General features: G+C 71.3%; 19 protein-coding genes. 15 read left to right on the forward strand and 4 right to left on the reverse strand.

Annotation, left to right across the window (positions count from 1 at the left end):
* Positions 1 to 66 precede the first annotated feature (66 nt).
* The 4 genes from pnuC to ACFVYE_RS05165 are packed head-to-tail and all read left to right on the forward strand — an operon-like array spanning position 67 to position 3,624.
* Positions 67 to 768, forward strand: a complete 702-nt coding sequence (gene pnuC / locus ACFVYE_RS05150) for a nicotinamide riboside transporter PnuC (RefSeq protein ID WP_383974285.1) — start codon at positions 67 to 69, stop codon at positions 766 to 768.
* Between the two features lie 26 nt (positions 769 to 794).
* On the forward strand, positions 795 to 1,874 hold the full coding sequence (locus ACFVYE_RS05155) for an AAA family ATPase (protein ID WP_383974282.1): 1,080 nt from the start codon (positions 795 to 797) through the stop codon (positions 1,872 to 1,874).
* Complete coding sequence (locus tag ACFVYE_RS05160; RefSeq protein ID WP_383974280.1) at positions 1,871 to 2,605, forward strand: NUDIX domain-containing protein; 735 nt, start codon at positions 1,871 to 1,873, stop codon at positions 2,603 to 2,605. Before ACFVYE_RS05155 ends, ACFVYE_RS05160 begins: the two co-directional genes overlap by 4 nt.
* Positions 2,602 to 3,624 carry an ADP-ribosylglycohydrolase family protein gene (locus ACFVYE_RS05165; protein WP_383974276.1) on the forward strand — a complete coding sequence of 341 codons (1,023 nt, stop codon included), beginning with the start codon at positions 2,602 to 2,604 and terminating at the stop codon, positions 3,622 to 3,624. Before ACFVYE_RS05160 ends, ACFVYE_RS05165 begins: the two co-directional genes overlap by 4 nt.
* Before the next feature lie 73 nt (positions 3,625 to 3,697).
* Here the strand turns inward: ACFVYE_RS05165 and ACFVYE_RS05170 are convergent, their stop codons facing one another.
* Complete coding sequence (locus tag ACFVYE_RS05170) at positions 3,698 to 4,402, reverse strand: DNA polymerase beta superfamily protein (RefSeq protein ID WP_383974273.1); 705 nt, start codon at positions 4,400 to 4,402, stop codon at positions 3,698 to 3,700.
* A gap of 112 nt (positions 4,403 to 4,514) precedes the next feature.
* Between ACFVYE_RS05170 and ACFVYE_RS05175 the strand changes: the two genes are divergently transcribed.
* The 7 genes from ACFVYE_RS05175 (at position 4,515) to der (ending at position 13,076) form a co-directional block, all read left to right on the forward strand.
* Complete coding sequence (locus ACFVYE_RS05175; RefSeq protein ID WP_383974270.1) at positions 4,515 to 7,832, forward strand: hypothetical protein; 3,318 nt, start codon at positions 4,515 to 4,517, stop codon at positions 7,830 to 7,832.
* Between the two features lie 85 nt (positions 7,833 to 7,917).
* Entirely contained in the window at positions 7,918 to 8,349 is a 432-nt protein-coding gene (locus ACFVYE_RS05180; RefSeq protein ID WP_383974267.1) for a YidB family protein, read from the forward strand.
* A 251-nt stretch (positions 8,350 to 8,600) separates the two neighbouring features.
* Entirely contained in the window at positions 8,601 to 8,963 is a 363-nt protein-coding gene (gene aroH / locus ACFVYE_RS05185) for a chorismate mutase (protein WP_383974264.1), read from the forward strand.
* On the forward strand, positions 8,960 to 10,045 hold the full coding sequence (locus ACFVYE_RS05190) for a prephenate dehydrogenase (RefSeq protein WP_383974261.1): 1,086 nt from the start codon (positions 8,960 to 8,962) through the stop codon (positions 10,043 to 10,045). Before aroH ends, ACFVYE_RS05190 begins: the two co-directional genes overlap by 4 nt.
* Positions 10,046 to 10,169: 124 nt before the next feature.
* Positions 10,170 to 10,886 carry a (d)CMP kinase gene (gene cmk / locus ACFVYE_RS05195; RefSeq protein WP_383974258.1) on the forward strand — a complete coding sequence of 239 codons (717 nt, stop codon included), beginning with the start codon at positions 10,170 to 10,172 and terminating at the stop codon, positions 10,884 to 10,886.
* Positions 10,883 to 11,539, forward strand: a complete 657-nt coding sequence (locus tag ACFVYE_RS05200; protein WP_383974256.1) for a lysophospholipid acyltransferase family protein — start codon at positions 10,883 to 10,885, stop codon at positions 11,537 to 11,539. Before cmk ends, ACFVYE_RS05200 begins: the two co-directional genes overlap by 4 nt.
* A 67-nt stretch (positions 11,540 to 11,606) precedes the next feature.
* A complete protein-coding gene (gene der / locus ACFVYE_RS05205; protein ID WP_389604166.1) occupies positions 11,607 to 13,076 on the forward strand; it encodes a ribosome biogenesis GTPase Der in 1,470 nt (489 codons plus the stop codon).
* 69 nt (positions 13,077 to 13,145) lie between these two features.
* On the opposite strand, the gene ACFVYE_RS05210 is transcribed toward der, so the two are convergent.
* Both ACFVYE_RS05210 and ACFVYE_RS05215 read right to left on the reverse strand, forming a co-directional pair.
* Positions 13,146 to 13,511 (reverse strand): hypothetical protein, encoded by a 366-nt coding sequence (locus ACFVYE_RS05210; protein WP_383976743.1) that lies wholly within the window; start codon positions 13,509 to 13,511, stop codon positions 13,146 to 13,148.
* A gap of 131 nt (positions 13,512 to 13,642) precedes the next feature.
* Entirely contained in the window at positions 13,643 to 14,443 is an 801-nt protein-coding gene (locus tag ACFVYE_RS05215) for a hypothetical protein (RefSeq protein ID WP_383976757.1), read from the reverse strand.
* A 357-nt stretch (positions 14,444 to 14,800) separates the two neighbouring features.
* On the opposite strand from ACFVYE_RS05215, the gene ACFVYE_RS05220 reads away from it, so the two are divergent.
* The 4 genes from ACFVYE_RS05220 to ACFVYE_RS05235 all read left to right on the forward strand — a co-directional run bounded on the left by ACFVYE_RS05220 (position 14,801) and on the right by ACFVYE_RS05235 (position 18,585).
* Complete coding sequence (locus ACFVYE_RS05220) at positions 14,801 to 16,084, forward strand: glycosyltransferase family 4 protein (protein ID WP_383976745.1); 1,284 nt, start codon at positions 14,801 to 14,803, stop codon at positions 16,082 to 16,084.
* A complete protein-coding gene (locus ACFVYE_RS05225; protein WP_383976747.1) occupies positions 16,081 to 16,938 on the forward strand; it encodes a transferase in 858 nt (285 codons plus the stop codon). Before ACFVYE_RS05220 ends, ACFVYE_RS05225 begins: the two co-directional genes overlap by 4 nt.
* 57 nt (positions 16,939 to 16,995) lie before the next feature.
* The gene (locus tag ACFVYE_RS05230; RefSeq protein ID WP_383976748.1) at positions 16,996 to 17,955 is read left to right on the forward strand and encodes a helix-turn-helix transcriptional regulator; all 960 of its coding nucleotides are present in this window, start codon (positions 16,996 to 16,998) and stop codon (positions 17,953 to 17,955) included.
* A 414-nt stretch (positions 17,956 to 18,369) separates the two neighbouring features.
* The gene (locus ACFVYE_RS05235) at positions 18,370 to 18,585 is read left to right on the forward strand and encodes an I78 family peptidase inhibitor (RefSeq protein WP_383976750.1); all 216 of its coding nucleotides are present in this window, start codon (positions 18,370 to 18,372) and stop codon (positions 18,583 to 18,585) included.
* 117 nt (positions 18,586 to 18,702) lie between these two features.
* On the opposite strand, the gene ACFVYE_RS05240 is transcribed toward ACFVYE_RS05235, so the two are convergent.
* The gene (locus tag ACFVYE_RS05240; RefSeq protein ID WP_383976751.1) at positions 18,703 to 19,746 is read right to left on the reverse strand and encodes a phosphatase PAP2 family protein; all 1,044 of its coding nucleotides are present in this window, start codon (positions 19,744 to 19,746) and stop codon (positions 18,703 to 18,705) included.
* Between the last annotated feature and the right edge of the window lie 269 nt (positions 19,747 to 20,015).

Consider the following 20,015-nt stretch of genomic DNA (forward strand, 5'->3'; position numbering starts at 1 on the left):
CGGCCGCGGGCCTTTTGCTGCGACCGTTCCGCCTTTATAGTCAGAGTGACTATTAAGGAGGCGGGAGTGAGTCTCGCGGAATTCCTCGATCCCCTGCAGCAACCTCTGGTGACAGTCCTTGACACTCCGGTCAGCTGGACCGAGGTGCTCGGCTTCGGCAGCGGAGCGCTGTGCGTCTGGCTCGTGGCCCGCCAGCACCTCGCCAACTGGCCGATCGGCATCGCCAACAACCTCTTCTTCATCCTGCTGTTCGCCCAGTCCGGTCTGTACGCCGACGCCGGCCTCCAGATCGTCTTCATCGCCCTTGCCGCGTACGGCTGGTGGACCTGGACCCACGGGGGTGGACCGGGGACACCGGACCTGCCGGTGCGGCGCACCACGCGCACCGAATGGACCTGGCTGCTCGCGGCAGGGGTGGTGGGGGCCTTCGCCCTCACCGTCCTGCTCGACCACGCCACCGACTCGACCGTGCCCTTCTGGGACGCCCTGACGACCGCGCTGTCCCTGACGGCGACGTACGGGCAGTGCAGGAAGCTCGTCGAGTCGTGGTGGCTCTGGATCGCTGCCGATGTGGTGTACATCCCGCTGTACGCGTACAAGGAGCTCTATCTGACCTCCCTGCTGTACGTCGGCTTCCTGACGCTGTGCCTGATCGGCCTGCGCAACTGGAAGCGCGATCTCGCCGTGCTGCAACGGCGGCCCGTGGAGGTGGCGGCGGCACCCGGGTACGAGGCCGGCGTGGGCCGGGGGCGTGGGGGGTCGCTGTGAGTGGTCGGTTTCCACGGGGCAGCGGCATGAAGCGCTTCGCGCACGGGCTCGTCCTCGGCAAGTTCTACCCGCCGCACGCCGGCCACCACCACCTCGTCCGCACCGCGCAGGACCGCTGCGAGCGGCTGACCGTCCTGGTCTGCGCCGCCTCCGTCGAGTCCGTACCGCTCGCCGACCGGGTGGCCTGGATGCGGGAGGTGCACCCGGACGTACGGGTCGTGGGCGCCGTCGACGACATCCGCATGGATCTCCACGACCCGGTGATCTGGGACGCGCACATGGCCGTCTTCACCGGGGCCGTGCCCGAGCCCGTGGACGCCGTCTTCACCTCGGAGTCGTACGGGGACGAACTGGCCCGCCGGTTCGGTGCCGAGTCCGTCTGCGTCGACCCCGACCGCACGGTCTTCCCGGTCTCCGGCACCGCTGTCCGCAAGGACCCGGTCGGCTGCTGGGACTTCCTCGAACCGCCGGTACGGGCCGCGCTCACTCGCCGGATCGTCGTCCTCGGCGCCGAGTCCACCGGCACCACCACGATGGCTCGCGCCCTCGCCGACCACTACCGGCGGCGCGGCGGCGTCTGGGCACAGACCCGTTACGTCGCCGAGTACGGGCGGGAGTTCAGCGAACAGAAGCTGGCCGCGCTGCGCGCACGGTGGCCCGGAGCCCAGTGGGAGGACGTCGCCTTCACCACCGACGACTTCCCGCAGATCGCCCAGGTGCAGAACGCCAAGGAGGAGGCGGCCGCGCGCACCGGGTCGCCGGTGCTCTTCTGCGACACCGACTCCTTCGCGACCACCGTCTGGCACGAGCGGTACATCGGCGGCCGCAACCCGCTCGTCGAGGAGACCGCCGACCGGGTCGCCCACCATCTGTGGCTGCTCACCGACCACGAGGGCGTCGCCTTCGAGGACGACGGCCTGCGCGACGGCGAGGAGCTGCGGCCCTGGATGACCGACCGCTTCCGGGCCGAACTGACCCGCACCGGAAGGGAGTTCATCGAGCTCACCGGAACCCACCAGGAACGCCTGGCCACCGCGGTCGCCGCCGTCGACACCCTGCTCGCCGACGGCTGGAACTTCGCCGCACCCCTCCCGGAGCACCGATGAGCGCCGGTGTCCCCGCAGGCTACGACCCGTACGCCTTCGAACCCTTCGCGGTCACGGTCGACCTCGCCGTCTTCACGGTCCGTGGCACCCGGCTGCACGTCCTGCTCGTCGAAAGGGGCGAGGACCCGTACAAGGGCCACTGGGCGCTGCCCGGCGGCTTCGTTCTGCCCCGCGAGTCCGCCGAGGAAGCCGCCCGCCGGGAGCTCGCCGAGGAGACCGGGCTGACCGAGGGCACCGTCTCGGCCCTCCACCTGGAACAGCTGCGCACCTACAGCGACCCGGACCGCGACCCGAGGATGCGGGTCGTCTCCGTCGCCTACGCCGCACTCGTACCCGACCTGCCCGAACCGCAGGGCGGCGGCGACGCGGCCAGCGCCCGGTGGTGGGATGCCAAAGCCCCCGGACCCCTCGCCTTCGACCACGACCGCATCCTCGCCGACGCACACGACCGGATCGGCGCCAAACTCGAATACAGCTGTCTGGCCACCGCCTTCTGCCCGTCCGAATTCACCCTGGGGGAACTCCAGCAGGTGTACGAGACGGTCTGGGGTGTCGAGCTGGACCGGCCCAACTTCCGGCGCAAGGTCCTCACCACGCCCGGCTTCGTCCAGGCAGTGGAGGGGGCGCCGCGCCGCACCGGCGGACGGGGGAAACCGGCCGCGCTCTACCGGGCGGGTGCCGCTACCGCCCTGCACCCTCCACTTCTGAGACCGGAAGGAAGAACCACGTGATCGTGACCAGGACCATCACCAAACAGGCCGCCACCGGCGCACTGACCGGGCTCGCGCTCGGCGATGCACTGGGCTTCCCGACCGAGTTCAACAACGTACCGTCGATCCTCGCGAAGTGCGGGCCGTGGCGCCAGATGCGACTGCCGAAGCCGGCGATCGTCACCGACGACACCCAGATGACGCTGGCCCTGGGGCGGGGCATCCGTACCGCCATGGACCGTGGGCTGCTCACCCCGCTGCGGCTGGTCCGCCCGGTGCGCGAGGAGTTCGTCGACTGGTACCACTCGCCCGACAACAACCGCGCCCCTGGCCGTACCTGCATGACCGCCTGCCGACTGCTCGACAGCGACCGGCTCTGGCAGGAGGCCAGCCAGACCGGCTCGAAGGGCTGCGGCGCCAATATGCGGGTCGCGCCGGTCGGGCTCGTGCCGGGGCTGAGCGAGGAACAGCGCTCCGGCGCCGCCCAGTTGCAGGCCGCCCTCACCCACGGCCACCCGACCGCCCTCGCCGCGTCCGACCTGATGGCCCGCGCGGTGTACCTGCTGGCGCAGGGCGCGGAGCCGATGGGCCTGATCGGGCAGCTGCGCAGTTACGCGTTCGAGAACAGCAGCCGCTACCTCACGCGCTGGCTCGGCGACCTCTGGCGGTACGCGGGCGATTCTTCACCGGAGACGTATATCCAGCGCGGCTGGGACGAGTGCCTCACCGCCCTGGCCCGCGTCCAGGACGCCCTGCGCGACCCGTCCCCTGAGACCGACCCCTGCGAGACCACCGGCGACGGCTGGATCGCCGAGGAGGCCCTCGCCACCGCCCTGCACTGCTTCCTGCTCTTCCCCGAAGAACCCGTCACCGCCCTTCGCCGGGCAGCCTGCACCCGGGGCGACTCGGACTCCCTCGGCTGCCTGACCGGCGCCCTCGCCGGGGCGCACCTGGGAGCGGGGGCCTGGCCCAAGGAGTGGTCGGAGCGGATCGAGTACCGGAGCGATCTGCTGTCGCTGGGGGCGCTCTGGGATGCTTGATCCATGTGCATGGAAGGGGTGCGTTCATGAGGGCACCCCCGCCCAGTGCCGGAGGTGGGTGACGAGGGGCCGTTCACCCCTGGTCGGGCCGCAGTGCGGACGCCCGGCGGGTGCGGATCAGGAAGTCCTCCACGCGAGCCCGGTCCGGTCGTAGGGGGAGCGGGGAGTGCTCGGCCGCCTCGTCGTTCTCCTCGGCCAGGCGGCTCATGCGGCGCTCGACCTCCGGCCACGGCACCTCGCCGCGCTTCACCGCCAGCAGCTCCTCCCTGGCAGGCCCCACCTCGATCACGAGCTCGCCCGTGCGCAGCAGATCCCGGCCGCTGGTCAGCAGCCGCAGCAGATGCATGGCGTGCTTCCAGCGCGGCGCCCCGTACTGCCGTACGTCCGCCTCCAGCTTTCTGTGCTGGCCCAACGCGTACCGGACGAAGGTCTGATGGGCCAGGCGGGACAGGAACGCCCCGCGCAGGGAAAGCAGTTCACGGCCCACCGCGTCGACGTGTTCCACCAGCGGCGAGTGCAGGCACTCCAGCACATTGGGGTTGGCGCGCAGGGCCAGCTCGCAGAAGCGTTGCAGCTCCCAGGAGAACTGTTCCTCCGCCGGGCCGTCGACATGCGTCGGTGGCTTGTCGAACCGCCAGAACAACGGGGTCGGCGCGAGGAAGACGCCGCGCCGGTCGGTGTCGCTGCCGTCCGTGGCGAGCCCGAAGGCGCGTGAGCCCATCACACAGGAGTAGACCGTGTGGTCACGTACGAGAGCCTCGTGGTCAGGGGTGATCATGCCGGCGAGCGTACGTGGGCGAAAACGTGTTGCACCGGAAGATCCTCGGTGTCACGATCACCGCCATGACGATGATCGGAAAGGCTCGCCGCGCCACCCTCCGGTGAGCGCGATGACGACACCTCCGTACCCCAGAGAAGAAGTAACCGCTCTGTACACCAGGTTCGAACACCTGCCGTATCCGGCCCGTATGCGGGCCATCGCCGAACACACCCGTTCCCTGGACAACACCGCCTACCGCGCCGCGCACACGGCCCTGGACGCAGGCAACCCCGATGAACGCAGGCTGGCGCTCTTCCTCGCCGTCGCCCGCCGCGACCTCGACGTCGTCTCCCGGGCACTCACCGATCCGCTGCTCAGGCCGCGCGCCCTGGCCGCCGCGATCAGACTTCCGGTCGACGAACAGGCCCTGACCGCACTGGCGTTGGGTGATCTGAGAGACGTACGACATCACACGTACCGGATCCTGCGGCTGTCCCGCCGGGCCGCGCTCGCCGACCGGCTTCTCCCGCAGGTGCACGAACGACACGGCGACGAGGACACGGCCCGGCTGCTCCCCGCCTGTACGCCCGACGCGGCCGAGCAGTGGCTGCCACGGCTGGTCCAGGCGCCGTTCGGGGTTCTGCACGCCCTCGCCCGGACCGCACCGGCCGCGCTCGCCGCCCATCTCGCCGACCGGTTGCCCGCGGGGAGCGCCGACCGGTCCGAACCCAGAGGCCTGCGCGGACGCAGCCGGTACCTCGTGACCCGCCTCAGCACCCGCGATCCGGCAGCCGGGATGCTGCTGCTCGACCGGGCCCCTCATCTGGTCACCGGTACAGCGACGGCCACACTGCTGCACGACCCCGCCGCCGTACTGGCCTCGCTGCGACGCACCGGCACCGAACGCCTGCCCCTGGCGCCGGAACCCTTGCCGCGGCGGGTGCTGAGCGCCCTCGCGGCCTGTACACAGGAGGACATCGCCCTGCTCGCGGGTGTCCTGCGCGTCGAATCCCCAGGGGGGCGACGGGCCTTCGGGCCAAAAGCGGCGCCGGAGCCGCTGCTCGCCCTGCTGCCACCGGACCGGCGGCGGCGAGTGGTCGAATCAAGGTCGGCCGACGGGCTCACCGACTGGCGCGGCGAACTCGGCGGCGTCGCCTCCCTCGAACCCACCGACAGGGCAGAGATCGCCACACGCTGGCTGAACGGACGGGCCGGGCGCCGGACATACCCTCGCAGCTTCATCGCGGCACTGCTCCCGCTGCCCGAGGGCGAGCCGCGCCTGCGGGAACTCGCCTCCGCGCACCGCCCGTTCGAACGGGCTGCCGCCTGGCCCGCGTTGCTGGACTGCGCCGCACGGCACGGCGATCCGGAGGAGTACGCACGCGTCCTCACCTCCTGCGAACGGGCCTGGCACGACCAGGAGGAGGTGCGCCGGGCGACTCTGGCCGCGGCCGGCACAGTCCCGGATTCCTTGCTGGACGCGGCACCGTACGCGGCTCTGCGGGACGCCGCGATGACCACGGTGCAGTCCCGCGACTCGACCCGGGTGTCGCTCGTGGCCGCCGAGCACTGGCTGCGGCGCACGGCGGTGAGCGCCGCCCGCAAGGGTGACCTGGACCGGGCCGAAGCCGTCATCGGGCTGCTGGTCCACGTGCTCGCCGACCCGCGCGGCCCCGGAACCGTCCGGCCGCTGCCGCTGGGCAGGGAAGCGGCCGTCGGCGTGTGGGAGCTCGGTGGCCCACGTGCCGCGCGAGCGCTCGTGCTGTTCGCGGCCCTGTTCGTACGTCATCTCCCGCACATCCCCGCCCTGGACGAGGCGGTCGGCCGGGCGGCACGGGACCTGTCGCGTGGAAGCCACGCCCGGCGGGCGGCCGAACTGTGGCTCGCGGACCCGGCCACCCGGGAGCAACGCTGCGCCGAACTCCTCGCTGCCGTCCCCCTGTCGGTCGTCGTGCCGGTCGTCTGGCGCACGATCGCCCGTCGCCGTACGGATCTGCTCGACACGGTCCTGGGATCCGGTCTGCCGCCGCACTGGGCGCCGCGTATGCGACGGAGCGTCCTCGGGCGCTGGCTGCCGCGTCAGCGCGCCGCACTCGATGAGCGGCTGTCGCGCATCGCCGCCGCCGACGAGGTGCCCCTGCTGGAACGGACCGACGCCACCGCCCTGTTGGGGGAGACGGGCAGCCTGCGCCTGCTGGCCGGGACGGCACCGCAGCCCGTTGCCGCGGCTGCCCTCGCCGCGCTGGGGGAGCGCGCCGCCGGCAGCGGCGGAGTACCGGCCCATCCCGAGACCCTGGACTTCCTGCTCGGACATACCGGGACCGGCGGGGTACGGGGACGGGCCGCGATGAGCGGTGTGCGGGCCATGCTCGGCACGGTGCCGGACGACGAGGCCGTGGCGCGGTTCAGCCGGGTCGTCATGGATGTCACCGGGTCCGTCGGCAGCCGGAAGGCGGCCGTGCGCGGGCTGTCCGCGCTGTCCTCGGCGGCCGCCTTCGCGGCCGTGCTGGCCGGATGGGACGCACCCGGTCAGCACCGTGACGTCCACGCCACGATGGTCGGGGTGCTCGTGACCCGCATGGACGTCGCCGGTGTCGCGGAGCGGTTCACGGCGCAACTGCACCATGCGGCGGTGCGGGAACGGGTGATGGCGGCGCGGCCCGGTCGGCCGTCGGCCGCCGACGCCCTGTGCCGGTTCCTCGCGGGCACGGTGGCGACGGGGGAGAAGGTGTCCGCGACAGCCGCCGCCCACGCGCTCCTCGGCATGGTGGTCACCGCCCCTGTCGGAGAAGTCATCGCCGCCGCGGTGACCGACAGCGGCCGACCGCGCGGGGTCCGCGACGAGGCGGCGCGCCTGCTGTGCGAATGGGCGACCACCGAGGAGGGGCGGTCGGCGCTGAAGGGCGCGCTCGATGCGGTGGTGGGCCAGGTCCGTTCCGTGGACGAGGGGGAGCAGCGGGATGCGCTGCTGGTCCTCGACTCGCTGAAGCGGGGGTACGGGCAGCGCCCGGTCGCCGCCCTGGATGCCGTCACCGAGGCGCTCCGGGAGGCGGGGCTCGTCCATACGGCGTCCGGGGTGGCGCTGTCGGCGGCCCTGTCGTCGCTGACGGAGGCGGACGAGGGGATGGTCGAGCGGTGGGGCCGGTGGCTGGCCCTCGCGGGGGAGCGGCCGGGCCCGCTCGACGCCATCCGGTACGAGTGGCGGGGGCCGCGGCCGGTGCTGCCGATCGGGTCGATCGGCACGGTGGTGGCCGCACTGCGGGCGTGGGGGTCGGCCGTCGCGGGGCTGGCCGCAGTGGAGCTGGTGGTCCGGGCGGGCGACAACACCCGGTGGGCGGAGCCCTGGCCGGACCAGCTGGCCGCGCTGCGGGACAGCGAGCATCCGGATGTCGCGGAGGCGGCGCTTCTGGCCGATGTCCGCAGGCCCGGCCCGGCGACCGCTGTGTGACGGCGGATCCGCCCCGCTCAAGTGGCAGAAGCCCGGGTTCTGATCGACATTGTCGATAAATCATCCCCTCCGGAAAGGCAGAACCATGGCGGGAAACGACCTCGGCAGCCTGCTGGGCAGTTTGCTGGGCGGTGGCGGCCAGGGCGGCGCCTCCGGCGGCGCCGGGAACATCCTCGGCGCGCTGCTGGGCGCACTGGGCAACGGCCAGAGCGGTACGGGCGGCGGTGGCAACGCGCTCGAAGGTCTGATCGGGATGCTCACCAAGTCCGGCCTCGTCGACCAGGCGCAGTCCTGGGTCGGCACCGGTGAGAACCAGGCGGTCAGCGGTGCCCAGATCGCCGAGGCGCTGCCGGACGAGACCCTGCAGAAGGTCGCCCAGGAGACCGGGGTCTCCACGGAACAGGCGGCCGACGAGATCGCCCGGTCGCTGCCGACGGCGGTCGACAGACTGACCCCGGCGGGAGAGGTCCCGGAGGGCCGCTCGATCGAGGACCTGGTCCGGGAACAGCAGCTCTGAGACCGGAGCGGCCGCAAGGGCCGTTCACCGTGCAGAAAGAAGTGTTTCCGGAACACCCCGCGTGGCCGGAGGGCCTTCGCCACCAGGCGGAGCCCTCCGGCCGACGTGCTCTGTCACGTGCACGCCACCGCCCCGTCTCACTGGGAGAGCACCCCGGTCGCCCGCCGCGCCGCCCCTCTAGGCTGATCGTGCAGAAAGATCACGCAGGCGGACAGCAGGCGCGACACGTACGAAAGAGCGAGGAGCACGACGTGGCGGTACGAGCGGTCCGTGGAGCCGTCCAGCTGGATCAGGACGAGGCCGGACACATGGACGAGCGGGTCAGCGCCCTGCTCACCGCCGTCCTGGAGCGCAACAAACTCGTCGCGGACGATCTGATCAGCATCTGGTTCACGGCCACCCCCGATCTGCACAGCGACTTCCCCGCCGCCGCGGCACGCGGGATCGGTATCGTCGACGTACCGCTGATCTGCGCCCAGGAACTGGACATCGTGGGGGCGATGCCCCGTGTGGTGCGCATCCTCGCGCACGTCGAGACGTACCTTCCCAAGTCCGAGATCGCGCACGTGTACCTCGGCGCCACCGCCGCCCTCCGCAAGGACATCGCCCAGTGAGAACCGCCCTCGTCATCGGAACGGGCCTCGTCGGCACTTCCGCAGCCCTCGCCCTGGCCGGGCGCGGCATCCATGTCCACCTCGTCGACCACGACCCCGAATCGGCCCGCACCGCGGCCGCGCTCGGCGCCGGCACGGACGAGGCGCCCGAGGGCCGCGTCGACCTGGCGATCATCGCCGTGCCACCCGCCCATGTGGCCCCGGTGCTGGCCACCGCCATGCGGGACGGCGTGGCCCGCGGCTACCTCGACGTCGCCAGCGTGAAGGGCGGCCCGCGCCGCGAGCTGGAGGCCCGCGGCGTCGACCTCACGCCGTACATCGGTACGCACCCCATGGCCGGCAAGGAGCGATCGGGCCCCCTCGCCGCCACCGCGGACCTCTTCGAGGGCCGCCCCTGGGTCCTCACCCCGACCCGTGACACCGACACAGAGGTCCTCAACCTCGCCCTGGAACTGGTCGCGCTCTGCCGCGCCGTACCGGTCGTCATGGACGCCGACGCGCACGACCGGGCCGTCGCCCTGGTCTCCCACACCCCGCAGCTGATCTCGTCGATGGTCGCCGCCCGACTGGAGGAGGCCGACGAGACCGCCGTACGCCTGTGCGGTCAGGGCATCAGGGACGTCACCCGGATCGCCGCCTCCGACCCCCGGATGTGGGTGGAGATCCTCTCCGCCAACCCCGGCCCGGTCGCCGACGTGCTGGCCGGGGTCGCCGCCGATCTGGACGAGACGGTACGGGCGCTGCGCGGTCTGCAGTCCGGTGACGACGACAAGCGCCGCGAAGGCACCGAAGGCATCGAGGACGTACTGCGCCGCGGCAACGCGGGCCGGGTCCGGGTGCCCGGCAAGCACGGGACGGCCCCCGCCTCCTACGAGATCGTGTCCGTGCTCATCAGTGACCGTCCGGGCGAACTGGCCGGGATCTTCGCCGACGCCGGCCGGGCCGGGGTCAACGTCGAGGATGTCCGCATCGAGCACGCCACCGGGCAGCAGGCGGGCCTGGTCCAGCTGATGGTCGAGCCGAGCGCGGTCCCCGAACTGAGCGCGGCACTGCGCGACCGGGGCTGGTCGCTGCGCCAGTAGGCCCGGGGCGGCGGGCCCGGGAGGCGGTTGTCCACAGGGGTGCAGAGGACCGCTCCGACACTCGGTAACCTTGTGCGGGGCGGGTTCGCGCGCCCCCGTCCCGCCCACCCCGTGTACCAGGAAGGTGTCCACCACCGTGGAAACCGCAAGCGCCGCCGCCCGGACGGCCCCGGCCGCAGTGATCGTCGCCATCGACGGGCCCTCCGGCACCGGCAAGTCGAGCACGTCCAAGGCCGTCGCCGCCCAGCTCGGCCTGAGCTACCTGGACACCGGCGCCCAGTACCGGGCGATCACCTGGTGGATGCTGAACAACGACATCGACGTGCAGGACGCGATGGAGGTGGCGACCGCCGCCGCCAAGCCGGTCATCGTCTCCGGCACGGACCCGGCCGCGCCGACGATCACCGTCGACGGCGAGGACGCCTCGGGCCCGATCCGTACGCAGGAGGTCACCTCCCGGGTCAGCGCGGTCAGCGCGGTCCCCGAGGTGCGTGCGCGGATCACCGAGCTGCAGCGTTCCATCGCCGCCGCCGCCGAGGGCGGCATAGTGGTCGAGGGCCGCGACATCGGCACCACGGTGCTGCCCGACGCCGACCTGAAGATCTTCCTCACCGCTTCGCCGGAGGCGCGCGCCGCCCGCCGCAGCGGAGAGGTCAAGGGCTCCGATCTCGCCGCCACCAAGGAGGCGCTGATCAAGCGGGACGCGGCCGACTCCGGCCGCAAGACCTCCCCCCTGGCCAAGGCGGACGACGCCGTCGAGGTGGACACCACCGAGCTGACCCTCCAGCAGGTCATCGAGTGCGTCGTCACCCTCGTCGAGGAGAAGCGGGCGGCGAAGTGACCCAAGCCACGGGCTCGCCCACGCTGCGCGGCGCAGCGGTCGGGCGCGGGATCGGCATCGGGCTGATGTACGGGCTGTGGAAGCCCCGCGTCCTCGGTGCGTGGCGGGTTCCCGCCTCCGGACCCGTCATACTCGCGGTGAACCACTCCCACAACATCGACGGTCCGATGCTGATGGGCACCGCGCCCCGGCCCGTCCATTTCCTGATCAAGAAAGAGGCGTTCGTCGGCCCCCTCGACCCGTTCCTGCGCGGAATCGGTCAGCTGAAGGTGGACCGCACGACTGCCGACCGCACCGCCATCACCCACGCCCTCGGCGTGCTGGAGAACGGCGGGGTGCTCGGGATCTTCCCCGAGGGCACCAGGGGCGAGGGCGACTTCGCCTCCCTGCGTGCCGGGCTCGCATACTTCGCGGTACGCAGCGGGGCGCCGATCGTGCCCGTGGCCGTACTGGGAAGCACCGAGCGCCGCGGACGGTTGATATCGGCACTGCCGCCGTTGCGCAGCCGGGTCGACGTCGTCTTCGGTGATGCCTTCGACGCGGGCGACGGCAGTGGACGGCGGACGCGCAAGGCGCTGGACGAGGCGACGGTACGGATCCAGGGGCGGCTGACCGCCCACCTGGACGAGGCCAGGCGTTTCACCGAGCGCTAGGTAAGACTTGAGTAGTGGGCCGCGTGGTCGTGGCCCATCGATGATGATGCAAAGAGGAACGGACTTCATGAACGACCAGATTCACTCCGACGGCTCGGACCACGAGCACGGAGCGCTTGGCGACGCCGAGTACGCGGAGTTCATGGAGCTCGCCGCGGAGGAGGGCTTCGACGCCGAAGAGGTCGAGGGCGCGATCGGTGAGGCCGGTCACGGACCGCTTCCCGTGCTCGCCGTCGTCGGCCGCCCCAATGTCGGCAAGTCGACGCTGGTGAACCGGATCATCGGCCGCCGTGAGGCGGTCGTCGAGGACAAGCCCGGCGTCACCCGCGACCGCGTCACCTACGAGGCCGAGTGGGCGGGCCGCCGCTTCAAGGTCGTCGACACCGGCGGCTGGGAGCAGGACGTGCTGGGCATCGACGCCTCCGTTGCCGCCCAGGCCGAGTATGCGATCGAGGCCGCCGACGCGGTCGTCTTCGTGGTCGACTCGACCGTCGGCGCGACCGACACCGACGAAGCCGTCGTCAAGCTGCTGCGCCGGGCCGGCAAGCCCGTCGTGCTGTGTGCCAACAAGGTCGACGGACAGAGCGGCGAGGCGGACGCCACCGCGCTCTGGTCGCTGGGCCTCGGCGAGCCGCACCCGGTCTCCTCGCTGCACGGCCGCGGCACCGGCGACCTGCTCGACGCCGTACTCGAAGCACTTCCCGAAGCCCCTGCGCAGCGCTTCGGCACCGCGATCGGCGGGCCGCGCCGGATCGCCCTCATCGGCCGCCCCAACGTCGGCAAGTCCTCGCTGCTGAACAAGGTGGCGAACGAGGACCGCGTCGTCGTCAACGAGCTCGCGGGCACCACCCGCGACCCGGTCGACGAGCTGATCGAGCTCGGCGGCATCACCTGGAAGTTCATCGACACGGCCGGTATCCGCCGCCGCGTCCACCTCCAGGAGGGCGCGGACTACTACGCCTCGCTGCGCACCGCTGCCGCCGTGGAGAAGGCCGAGGTCGCCGTCGTCCTGATCGACGCCAGCGAGTCCATCAGCGTCCAGGACCAGCGCATCATCACCATGGCGGTGGAGGCCGGGCGTGCCCTGGTGATCGCGTACAACAAGTGGGACACCCTCGACGAGGAGCGCCGCTACTACCTGGAGCGCGAGATCGAGACGGAGCTCGCGCAGATCGCGTGGGCCCCGCGGGTCAACGTCTCCGCCGTCACCGGCAGGCACATGGAGAAGCTGGTTCCGGCGATCGAGACCGCCCTCGCCGGCTGGGAGACCCGCGTCCCCACCGGCCGGCTGAACGCCTTCCTCGGTGAGATCGTCGCCTCCCACCCGCACCCCGTCCGCGGCGGCAAGCAGCCCCGCATCCTCTTCGGCACCCAGGCGGGCACCAAGCCGCCGCGCTTCGTGCTGTTCTCCTCGGGCTTCCTGGAGCACGGCTACCGGCGCTTCGTCGAGCGCCGGCTGCGCGAGGAGTTCGGCTTCGAGGGCACCCCTAACCACTTCTGGGTGGGGGACGGCGAGATGGGCGGCCGAAAAAAGTAGTCCGAATGCCCTCAGGGCGGCCCCCCGCACCATTTCCAATACCAATGGGACCGGGGCTCCGTCGTGAGGTCAGGCCCCTCGCGATCCCGATCCCGGGGGCAGCGCCGCAGGCTGGGCCCGCCCGGAGTGCCGGCCCACCCGCTGCCAGGAGCCGAGGCTGCCGGTGTGGGTGCTCGGGCCGCTGCCGTGTCCGGTGGCCCCGCTGGGTACGGAAAGACCGCTGGAGAGCCCCGTGGTGAGGCCGGAGAGGCCGGAGTGGCTGCTGAGCGGGACGCGGCTGCCGAAGAGCCCGGCGCCGAAGGCCATGAAGCCGAGATGCTCCTCGCCGCTACGATCACCCGGCAGCGCCCGGAACGACCGGCGGTACTCGGAGTACAGCGCGTCGTAGATCGGGGTGTGGGACTGACCGCCCGATGGCTCCTGCGAGGGACGCATGGCAGGGATCGGGCGCTGGCGGGAGGAGTCGTATGAGTGCACGTATGTGCCAACGACCCCACTGTCCGTCGGATGCGGTCCCGGCGGAGAAATAGCTGTTCGCCGCGGGTGCGAGGAGCCGACGGCCATGATCAGGTCCCGGCCAGCGGCATTGCCGCGGCGACCAGGAGCCCGCCGGCGGCGGCCCTGTCCAGAGCGTCGCGCAGCAGGTCCTCGCGGGGCTGCTGGCCGATCGCCCCCGCCGGGGCGGCGAAGACGAGCACGGTCTGCGACTTGTTGGCCGCGGTCCGCCAGCCCTCGGTGACCTGGAGCGGCGCATGCGCCTGCCACCAGGCGACCGGGGCGCCGCCGCCGGTGCCGGGCTGGAGCACGGCGTGCAACTGGCCCATGGCGAGCAGGATCGACCAGCCGTGCAGCACCCCGGGCATCTGGTCCACCCGGTGGACCGGGTGGAAACCCTGCTCCAGCAGCAGCTGGAGGAATTCGTCGCCCCGGCTGCCGTCCGTGCCGGGGCGGGCGATCGCGCCGGTCGGCTCGACGACGAGGGCCGGGTGGAGCTCGTCGTCGATCAGGACGAGGCCGCTGGTGATCCCGAGGACGGCCTGTTCGGGGCTGAGGCCCTCCGGGTACTCAAGGTGCTCAGGGTGCTCCGCGTCGCTGCCGGTGATGCTGCGTACGGCGCCCTGCAGCTGCTCCTCGGCGACCTGGACGACCTGCGAGGGGATGCAGGTCGCGTGGGCGAAGGCGAGGACAGCGGTTTCGTCACCGACGAAGAGCACCGTGCTGGTGCGTTCCTGTTCGGAGTCGCCAGGGGTGCGGCAGGAGGTGCAGTCGTAACTGCCTGGGGTGTTGTCGCCGACGAGCAGCCGGTCGGCTTCGGCGTCGCCGATCTCGGCGCGTACGTCCTCGCTGACGTCGAGCATGCGCGGCACGGGTGGCTCCTCGAACTCGGTGCGTGCGCCGGGCGGTTCCCGGCTCATGCAGAAGACAACGGGCGATCTGCGGCCGGGGTCACGCGAGAAGGGGAACGTAATCGAACCATCCGACGCAGAGGGTGAATCTCGGGATTCGAGAGGCCAATTACGACCTGTTTCTCCTGATTGGCCGTACGGCGATGTGGTCGACTCGGCCATGGAACGGTTCACCGATACATCGACAAATCAGGAAAACGGGTGAGTATGACGATGGCTGAAACTGGCCGGTTCCCGGAGTGAACCGTCGGCCGGTCTGCGCCGTCATGGCAAGTGCCGTCCCCCACCGACCAGCCGAACCAGGAGATATGGCGTTTCATGCACATTTCTTTCCTGCTCCACAACGCCTACGGAGTCGGGGGCACGATCCGTACGACCTTCAATCTCGCCGGGGCGCTGGCCGGGCACCACGACATCGAGATCGTGTCGGTCTTCCGGCACCGCGACGTCCCCGCACTGGGCGCCCCTGAAGGCGTGCGCATGAGCCATCTCGTCGACCTGCGGAAGAAGAGCCCGTCATACGACGGTGACGCGGCCGAACACGCCCGTCCCGCAACCGTGTTCCCGCGTGGCGACACCAGGTACCGCCAGTACAGCAGGCTGACCGACGCGCGGGTGGCGGACCATCTGCGCTCCCTGGACGCGGATGTCGTGGTCGGAACCAGGCCGGGGCTCAATGTGCAGATCAGCAGGCAGGCCCGGCGCGGCCCGGTCCGGATCGGGCAGGAGCACCTCACCCTGGACAGCCACAGCTACCGGCTGCGCCGCGAGATCGGGCATCGCTACACCCTGCTCGACGCGGTCACCACCGTCACCGAGGCCGACGCCCGTGCCTACCGGACCGGGCTCAAGCTGCCCGGCGTACGGATCGAGGCCATTCCCAACAGCGTGCCCGAGCCGGGGATCGCCCCCGCCGACGGCGACAGCAAGTGGGTGATCGCCGCAGGCCGGTTGCACAAGGTCAAGCGGTACGACCTGCTCGTCAGGGCGTTCGCCGACGTGGTCGCCGTCCGTCCGGACTGGCGGCTGCGCATCTACGGCGGCGGCGACGCGACCGGGAACGAACGCCAGGTACTGCTCGCACTCATCGGTGAACTCGGCCTGCACAACCATGTGTTCCTGATGGGGCCGGTCAACCCGCTGGAGGCCGAGTGGCCCAAGGGGGCGATCGCCGCAGTCACTTCGGACCGCGAGTCCTTCGGCATGACCATCGTCGAGGCGATGCGCTGCGGCCTGCCGGTCGTGGCCACCGACTGCCCGCACGGCCCCCGCGAGATCATCGAGGACGGCACCGACGGACGGCTGGTGCCGGTCGGTGACACGGCGGCAGTGGCGGACGCCCTGCTCGGTCTGATCGGCGACGATGAAGCACGGCACCGCTCGGGCCGCGCCGCGCTGGCCGCGTCGCAGCGGTTCGACCCGTCGCGGATCGCCGAACGCCATGAGCGGCTCTTCACCGAACTCGCCTCCCGAGCCCCGCGCGACCGCTCGCACGGCGCTCTGCGCACCACACTGCACCGAGCCCGTGGCACCGTGCTGGACGGGGTGTACGCCCTGCGCTACAAGGCCGCCGATGTCATCCGCAAGGGGAAGCCCGCATGACCGTCTCCGCAGAGCGACAGACGCCACGAGCCGACTGCACCGCAGGCTCCGACGGCGGGATCACCTTCGACCTCGACCTCCGTCGCCGCGAGGCAGGGGAGACGCCCGAACTGCTTCTGCGGCTGCGCGGGACCAAGGGAACGGGCGGCGACGGCGACACCTTACGGCTGCCCCTGAACCCGCTCGGCGGGGGACGGCTGCGAGCGGTGCTGCCGGGCACCGTGACGCCCGCCGAGGGCCGCTGGGACGTCTATCTGTGTGAGCCGGGCGCGGACGACGACGGAGCGGTGGCCGTCGAACCCGGAATCAGGGATGTGCGGCTCCTCATGGACCGCACGCCGGAGACCGGGCGGATCGCGGTCCGTATCCCGTACCCGACCGTCGACGGCCGGCTCGCCATGCGCTGCTGGGTCCGCTCACCGCACGCCGAGGCCGGGCCGGTCACCTTCGACGGGGGCGGGATGACCGTCGGGGGCACGCTGTACGGGACCCGCCTCGGCGACGACGCCCGCGTCGAGGCGCGGCTGGCCGGCGCCCCCGACAGGGTCTGCCGGGTGCCGGTGGCCGGGAAGGAAGGCACGTTCTCCTTCACGCTTCCGCTCGACCGGCTGGGCACCGGGCGGCCGGTCACCGAGCAGCAGCTGTGGACGCTCTGGCTGCTCCCCGGGACGGGCGCCGGGGAGCAGGCCGACGGCGTACGGATCTCCCGCATCCTCGATGACGTCTGGGACCGCAAGAACAGCTTCGTCTACCCGGGCCGCAGCGCAGGGGAGGGCGTCCGCGCCGTCCCCTGCTACTCGGCCGACAACGATCTCTGCGTACGGCTCGTACCGGATCCGGCGCAGGCCCGGTAGACCGTCGGCAGCCGGTTGCGGACGCAGGCTGTCCGCAACCCCTGGCAGACTCGCCCCATGTTGGAGACCTCGGCACGACTGCTGCGCCTGCTCTCTCTGCTCCAGGCGCACCGGGACTGGTCGGGCGCCGATCTCGCCGAACGGCTCGGGGTCACCCCGCGGACCGTCCGCCGTGACGTCGACAAGCTGCGCGAACTGGGCTACCCGGTCAACGCCAGCCCCGGCACCGGCGGCGGATACCAGCTCGGCGCCGGTGCCCAGCTGCCGCCGCTGCTCCTCGACGACGAGGAGGCCGTCGCCGTCGCCGTCGGGCTGCGCACTGCCGCGGGCAATGGCGTCGAGGGCATCGGCGAGACCTCTGTACGCGCCCTGGCCAAGCTCGAACAAGTGCTGCCGGACCGGCTCCGGCGCCGGGTGGGCGCGCTGAACACCTTCACCGTGCCGCTGCTCCGCGGACCCGGCGCTTCCACCGCCGATCCGGGCGTCCTCACCGAACTGGCCGGAGCCTGCAGGGACAGCGAGCGGCTGCGCTTCGAGTACCGGGACCACTCCGGCTCCGTATCGCGCCGGACCGTCGAACCGCACCGGCTGGTGTGCACCGAGCGCCGCTGGTATCTCGTCGCCTGGGACCTGGACCGCGCGGACTGGCGTACGTTCCGCGCGGACCGGATCACACCCACGCCGCCGCACGGCCCGAGAGTCGCCCCCCGCGAGGCGCCGGCCGAGGATCTGGCCGCCTATGTTTCGAAGGGAATCTCGACCACCGTGTACGCGACGCACGCGGTGATCCGGCTGAGGGTGGGGATCGAGCGCGCGGCCGAGCGGATCTCGCCGTCCTCAGGGGTGCTGGAGGCGGAAGGCACCGAAAGCTGCCTGCTGCGCGCCGGAGCAGCGAGTCTCGATGTGCTGGTCATGCACGTCATGCTGCTGGGGATCGACTTCGAGGTCGTCGAACCGCCGGAGCTCAATGACGCGATCAGGGCGGCCAGGGACCGGCTGTCCCGGGCCCTGGACTGAGCGCTTCCTCCGGCGTAGCCATACAGGGACGGTTCGGGTTGTCCGCTATACGGGCGGCGGTGGGCGGCTGTCCCCGGCCCGTGGTACGGATTTTGTGACCAAAAGATAAGGCTGCCATAAGGAAGCGTGAATTCCCGGTGGCATGCTCATTTACGCAGACTATTCGGCCCGGAAATTCCAGCTGTTCGACACGGAATATTCCGCTTTGTTTTCGGTCCTTCCGTGTGATCGTTTTCCGGCCTGTGTGATTACTGTGTGTCCGGTAGTGGGCCGCGTGCTCGGGTGGCGTGATTCGAGCGGCACGCGTGTCGTGATCCTGTGACACAAGCGTGACCGCCGAGGGACGTGAGGATGCCGTGCGGTGGTCGGCGCCCCGGCTTCCGTCATGGTTCGAGGCCGCCTACGGTGAGAGGCATGGCACCCATACCGACTCCTTCCGCCCAGCCGGACGACACACCCGATGCGTACGTCGGCCTCTCCGCCGACGCGGCCGAGCAGCGGGCCCGCAGGCATGGCTGGAGCACCGTCAGATCCCTGCCGCCGGGCGCGATCATCACCATGGAGTTCCGGAGCGGACGGATCAACTTCGAGGTCGCCGATGCCGTCGTCACCCGCTGCTGGGTGGGCTGAGGATTTCCCGCGCCCCGGGCTCCGGGCCCGGACATGAGTGAAGGCCCCGACCGGAGTCGGGGCCTTCACTGTGCGGGAGAGCGGCTGTGCGTACCGGCCCCGCTGCTCCTGGGGTGTTCAGCCGCCGGTCATCGGGCGGGCGGGGGTGGTGCCGCCGCGTGGCGTACGGTCCGCGTGCGGCGGGCGGCGGCTGCCGGCCGGGGTGACCGGGGTCCGCTCCGAGCGCACCAGATGCGCCGGATGCGACGGCGGCGCCGGGTGTGCACGCGAGCGGGCGCCCGTGACCGTGCCCGTTGTGGTCGCCGTGTGTCCTCCCGCGGCGACCGGCTCCAGTACCGGGCTCTCCGCCACGGCGTCGCCGCCGTCCAGTTGCGGGAGCAGTACGGTCCGGGGTCCTCCGGCCGCGACGGGCACGGAAGGAACGGGACGGCCGCGTCCCGGCAGGTTCTCGCGCTGGGCGAAGATCCAGGCCTCGGCCCGGGTGATCAGCGGCTCGACCCAGGGCAGGCCCAGCAGGATCAGCAGTCCCGCCGCCCAGCCCAGCAGCACGTCGCTGAGCCAATGCGTGCCGAGGTAGACGGTGGTGAGTCCGACGCCGAGCGAGACGATCGCCGACGTGGCCGACAGATAGCGCCTGGCCCGCGGGGTGGTCGCCAGATAGGCGAGGATCCCCCAGGTGACGACCGCGTTGGCGGTGTGGCCCGACGGAAATATATCGCCGCCGGCGAAGAGCTCCGCGGAGCCGATCTGGGTCGCGTAGTGCGGACCGAGCCGCCCCAGGCCGATCTTGACCGCGCCGACCGTCATATTGAGCAGCAGCAGTGCGGCGGCGAGCGTCAGCAGGGGCCGCAGCGTGTGCTGTCGCCAGGAACGCCAGCCGAGCCAGCAGGCGACCATGGTGGCGGTGGGGCCGCGCTGGCCGAGCACGATGTAGTAGTCGAGGAAGGCGTGGATTTCCGGCCACTGTTGATACGGCCGGAAGAGCATGACCTTCCAGTCCAGAGTCACCAGCCAGGAAGAGACCAGCACGGCAACGACGATGGCGAGATAGAACGCCAACGTCCCGCAGAAGAGAGCGATGCGGTGACGGCTCATCCGCGGTGGCTCTATCTTCGGCGGCTCCGGCTCCCGGTCCAGGCGGGCAAAGATGTCGGTACGCACCCAATCGACGTTACAGCGAGTTAGTGCGCGAACAGGTCGATCCGGTCTCTTTGTGATGACGATGTGATGTGGACTATGTCTCAGTCGGGCCTTAATTCCCGACCCGAAGAAGCGTAACGATGGGTCTCTGCATTATTGATTTCGCACTCATTTCGGAAGGGTGTTTGGGTGTGGGCGGAAAAGCGCAAGGGTGCCGGTATGAATTTCGCCGAGGCTTCTTGGCGGGGTGAAACGGACGGTGCTCGTCCGGTTACCGAACGCTTTCGGCG

Source organism: Streptomyces sp. NPDC058239 (genome assembly GCF_042882185.1).
GTDB lineage: Bacteria > Actinomycetota > Actinomycetes > Streptomycetales > Streptomycetaceae > Streptomyces.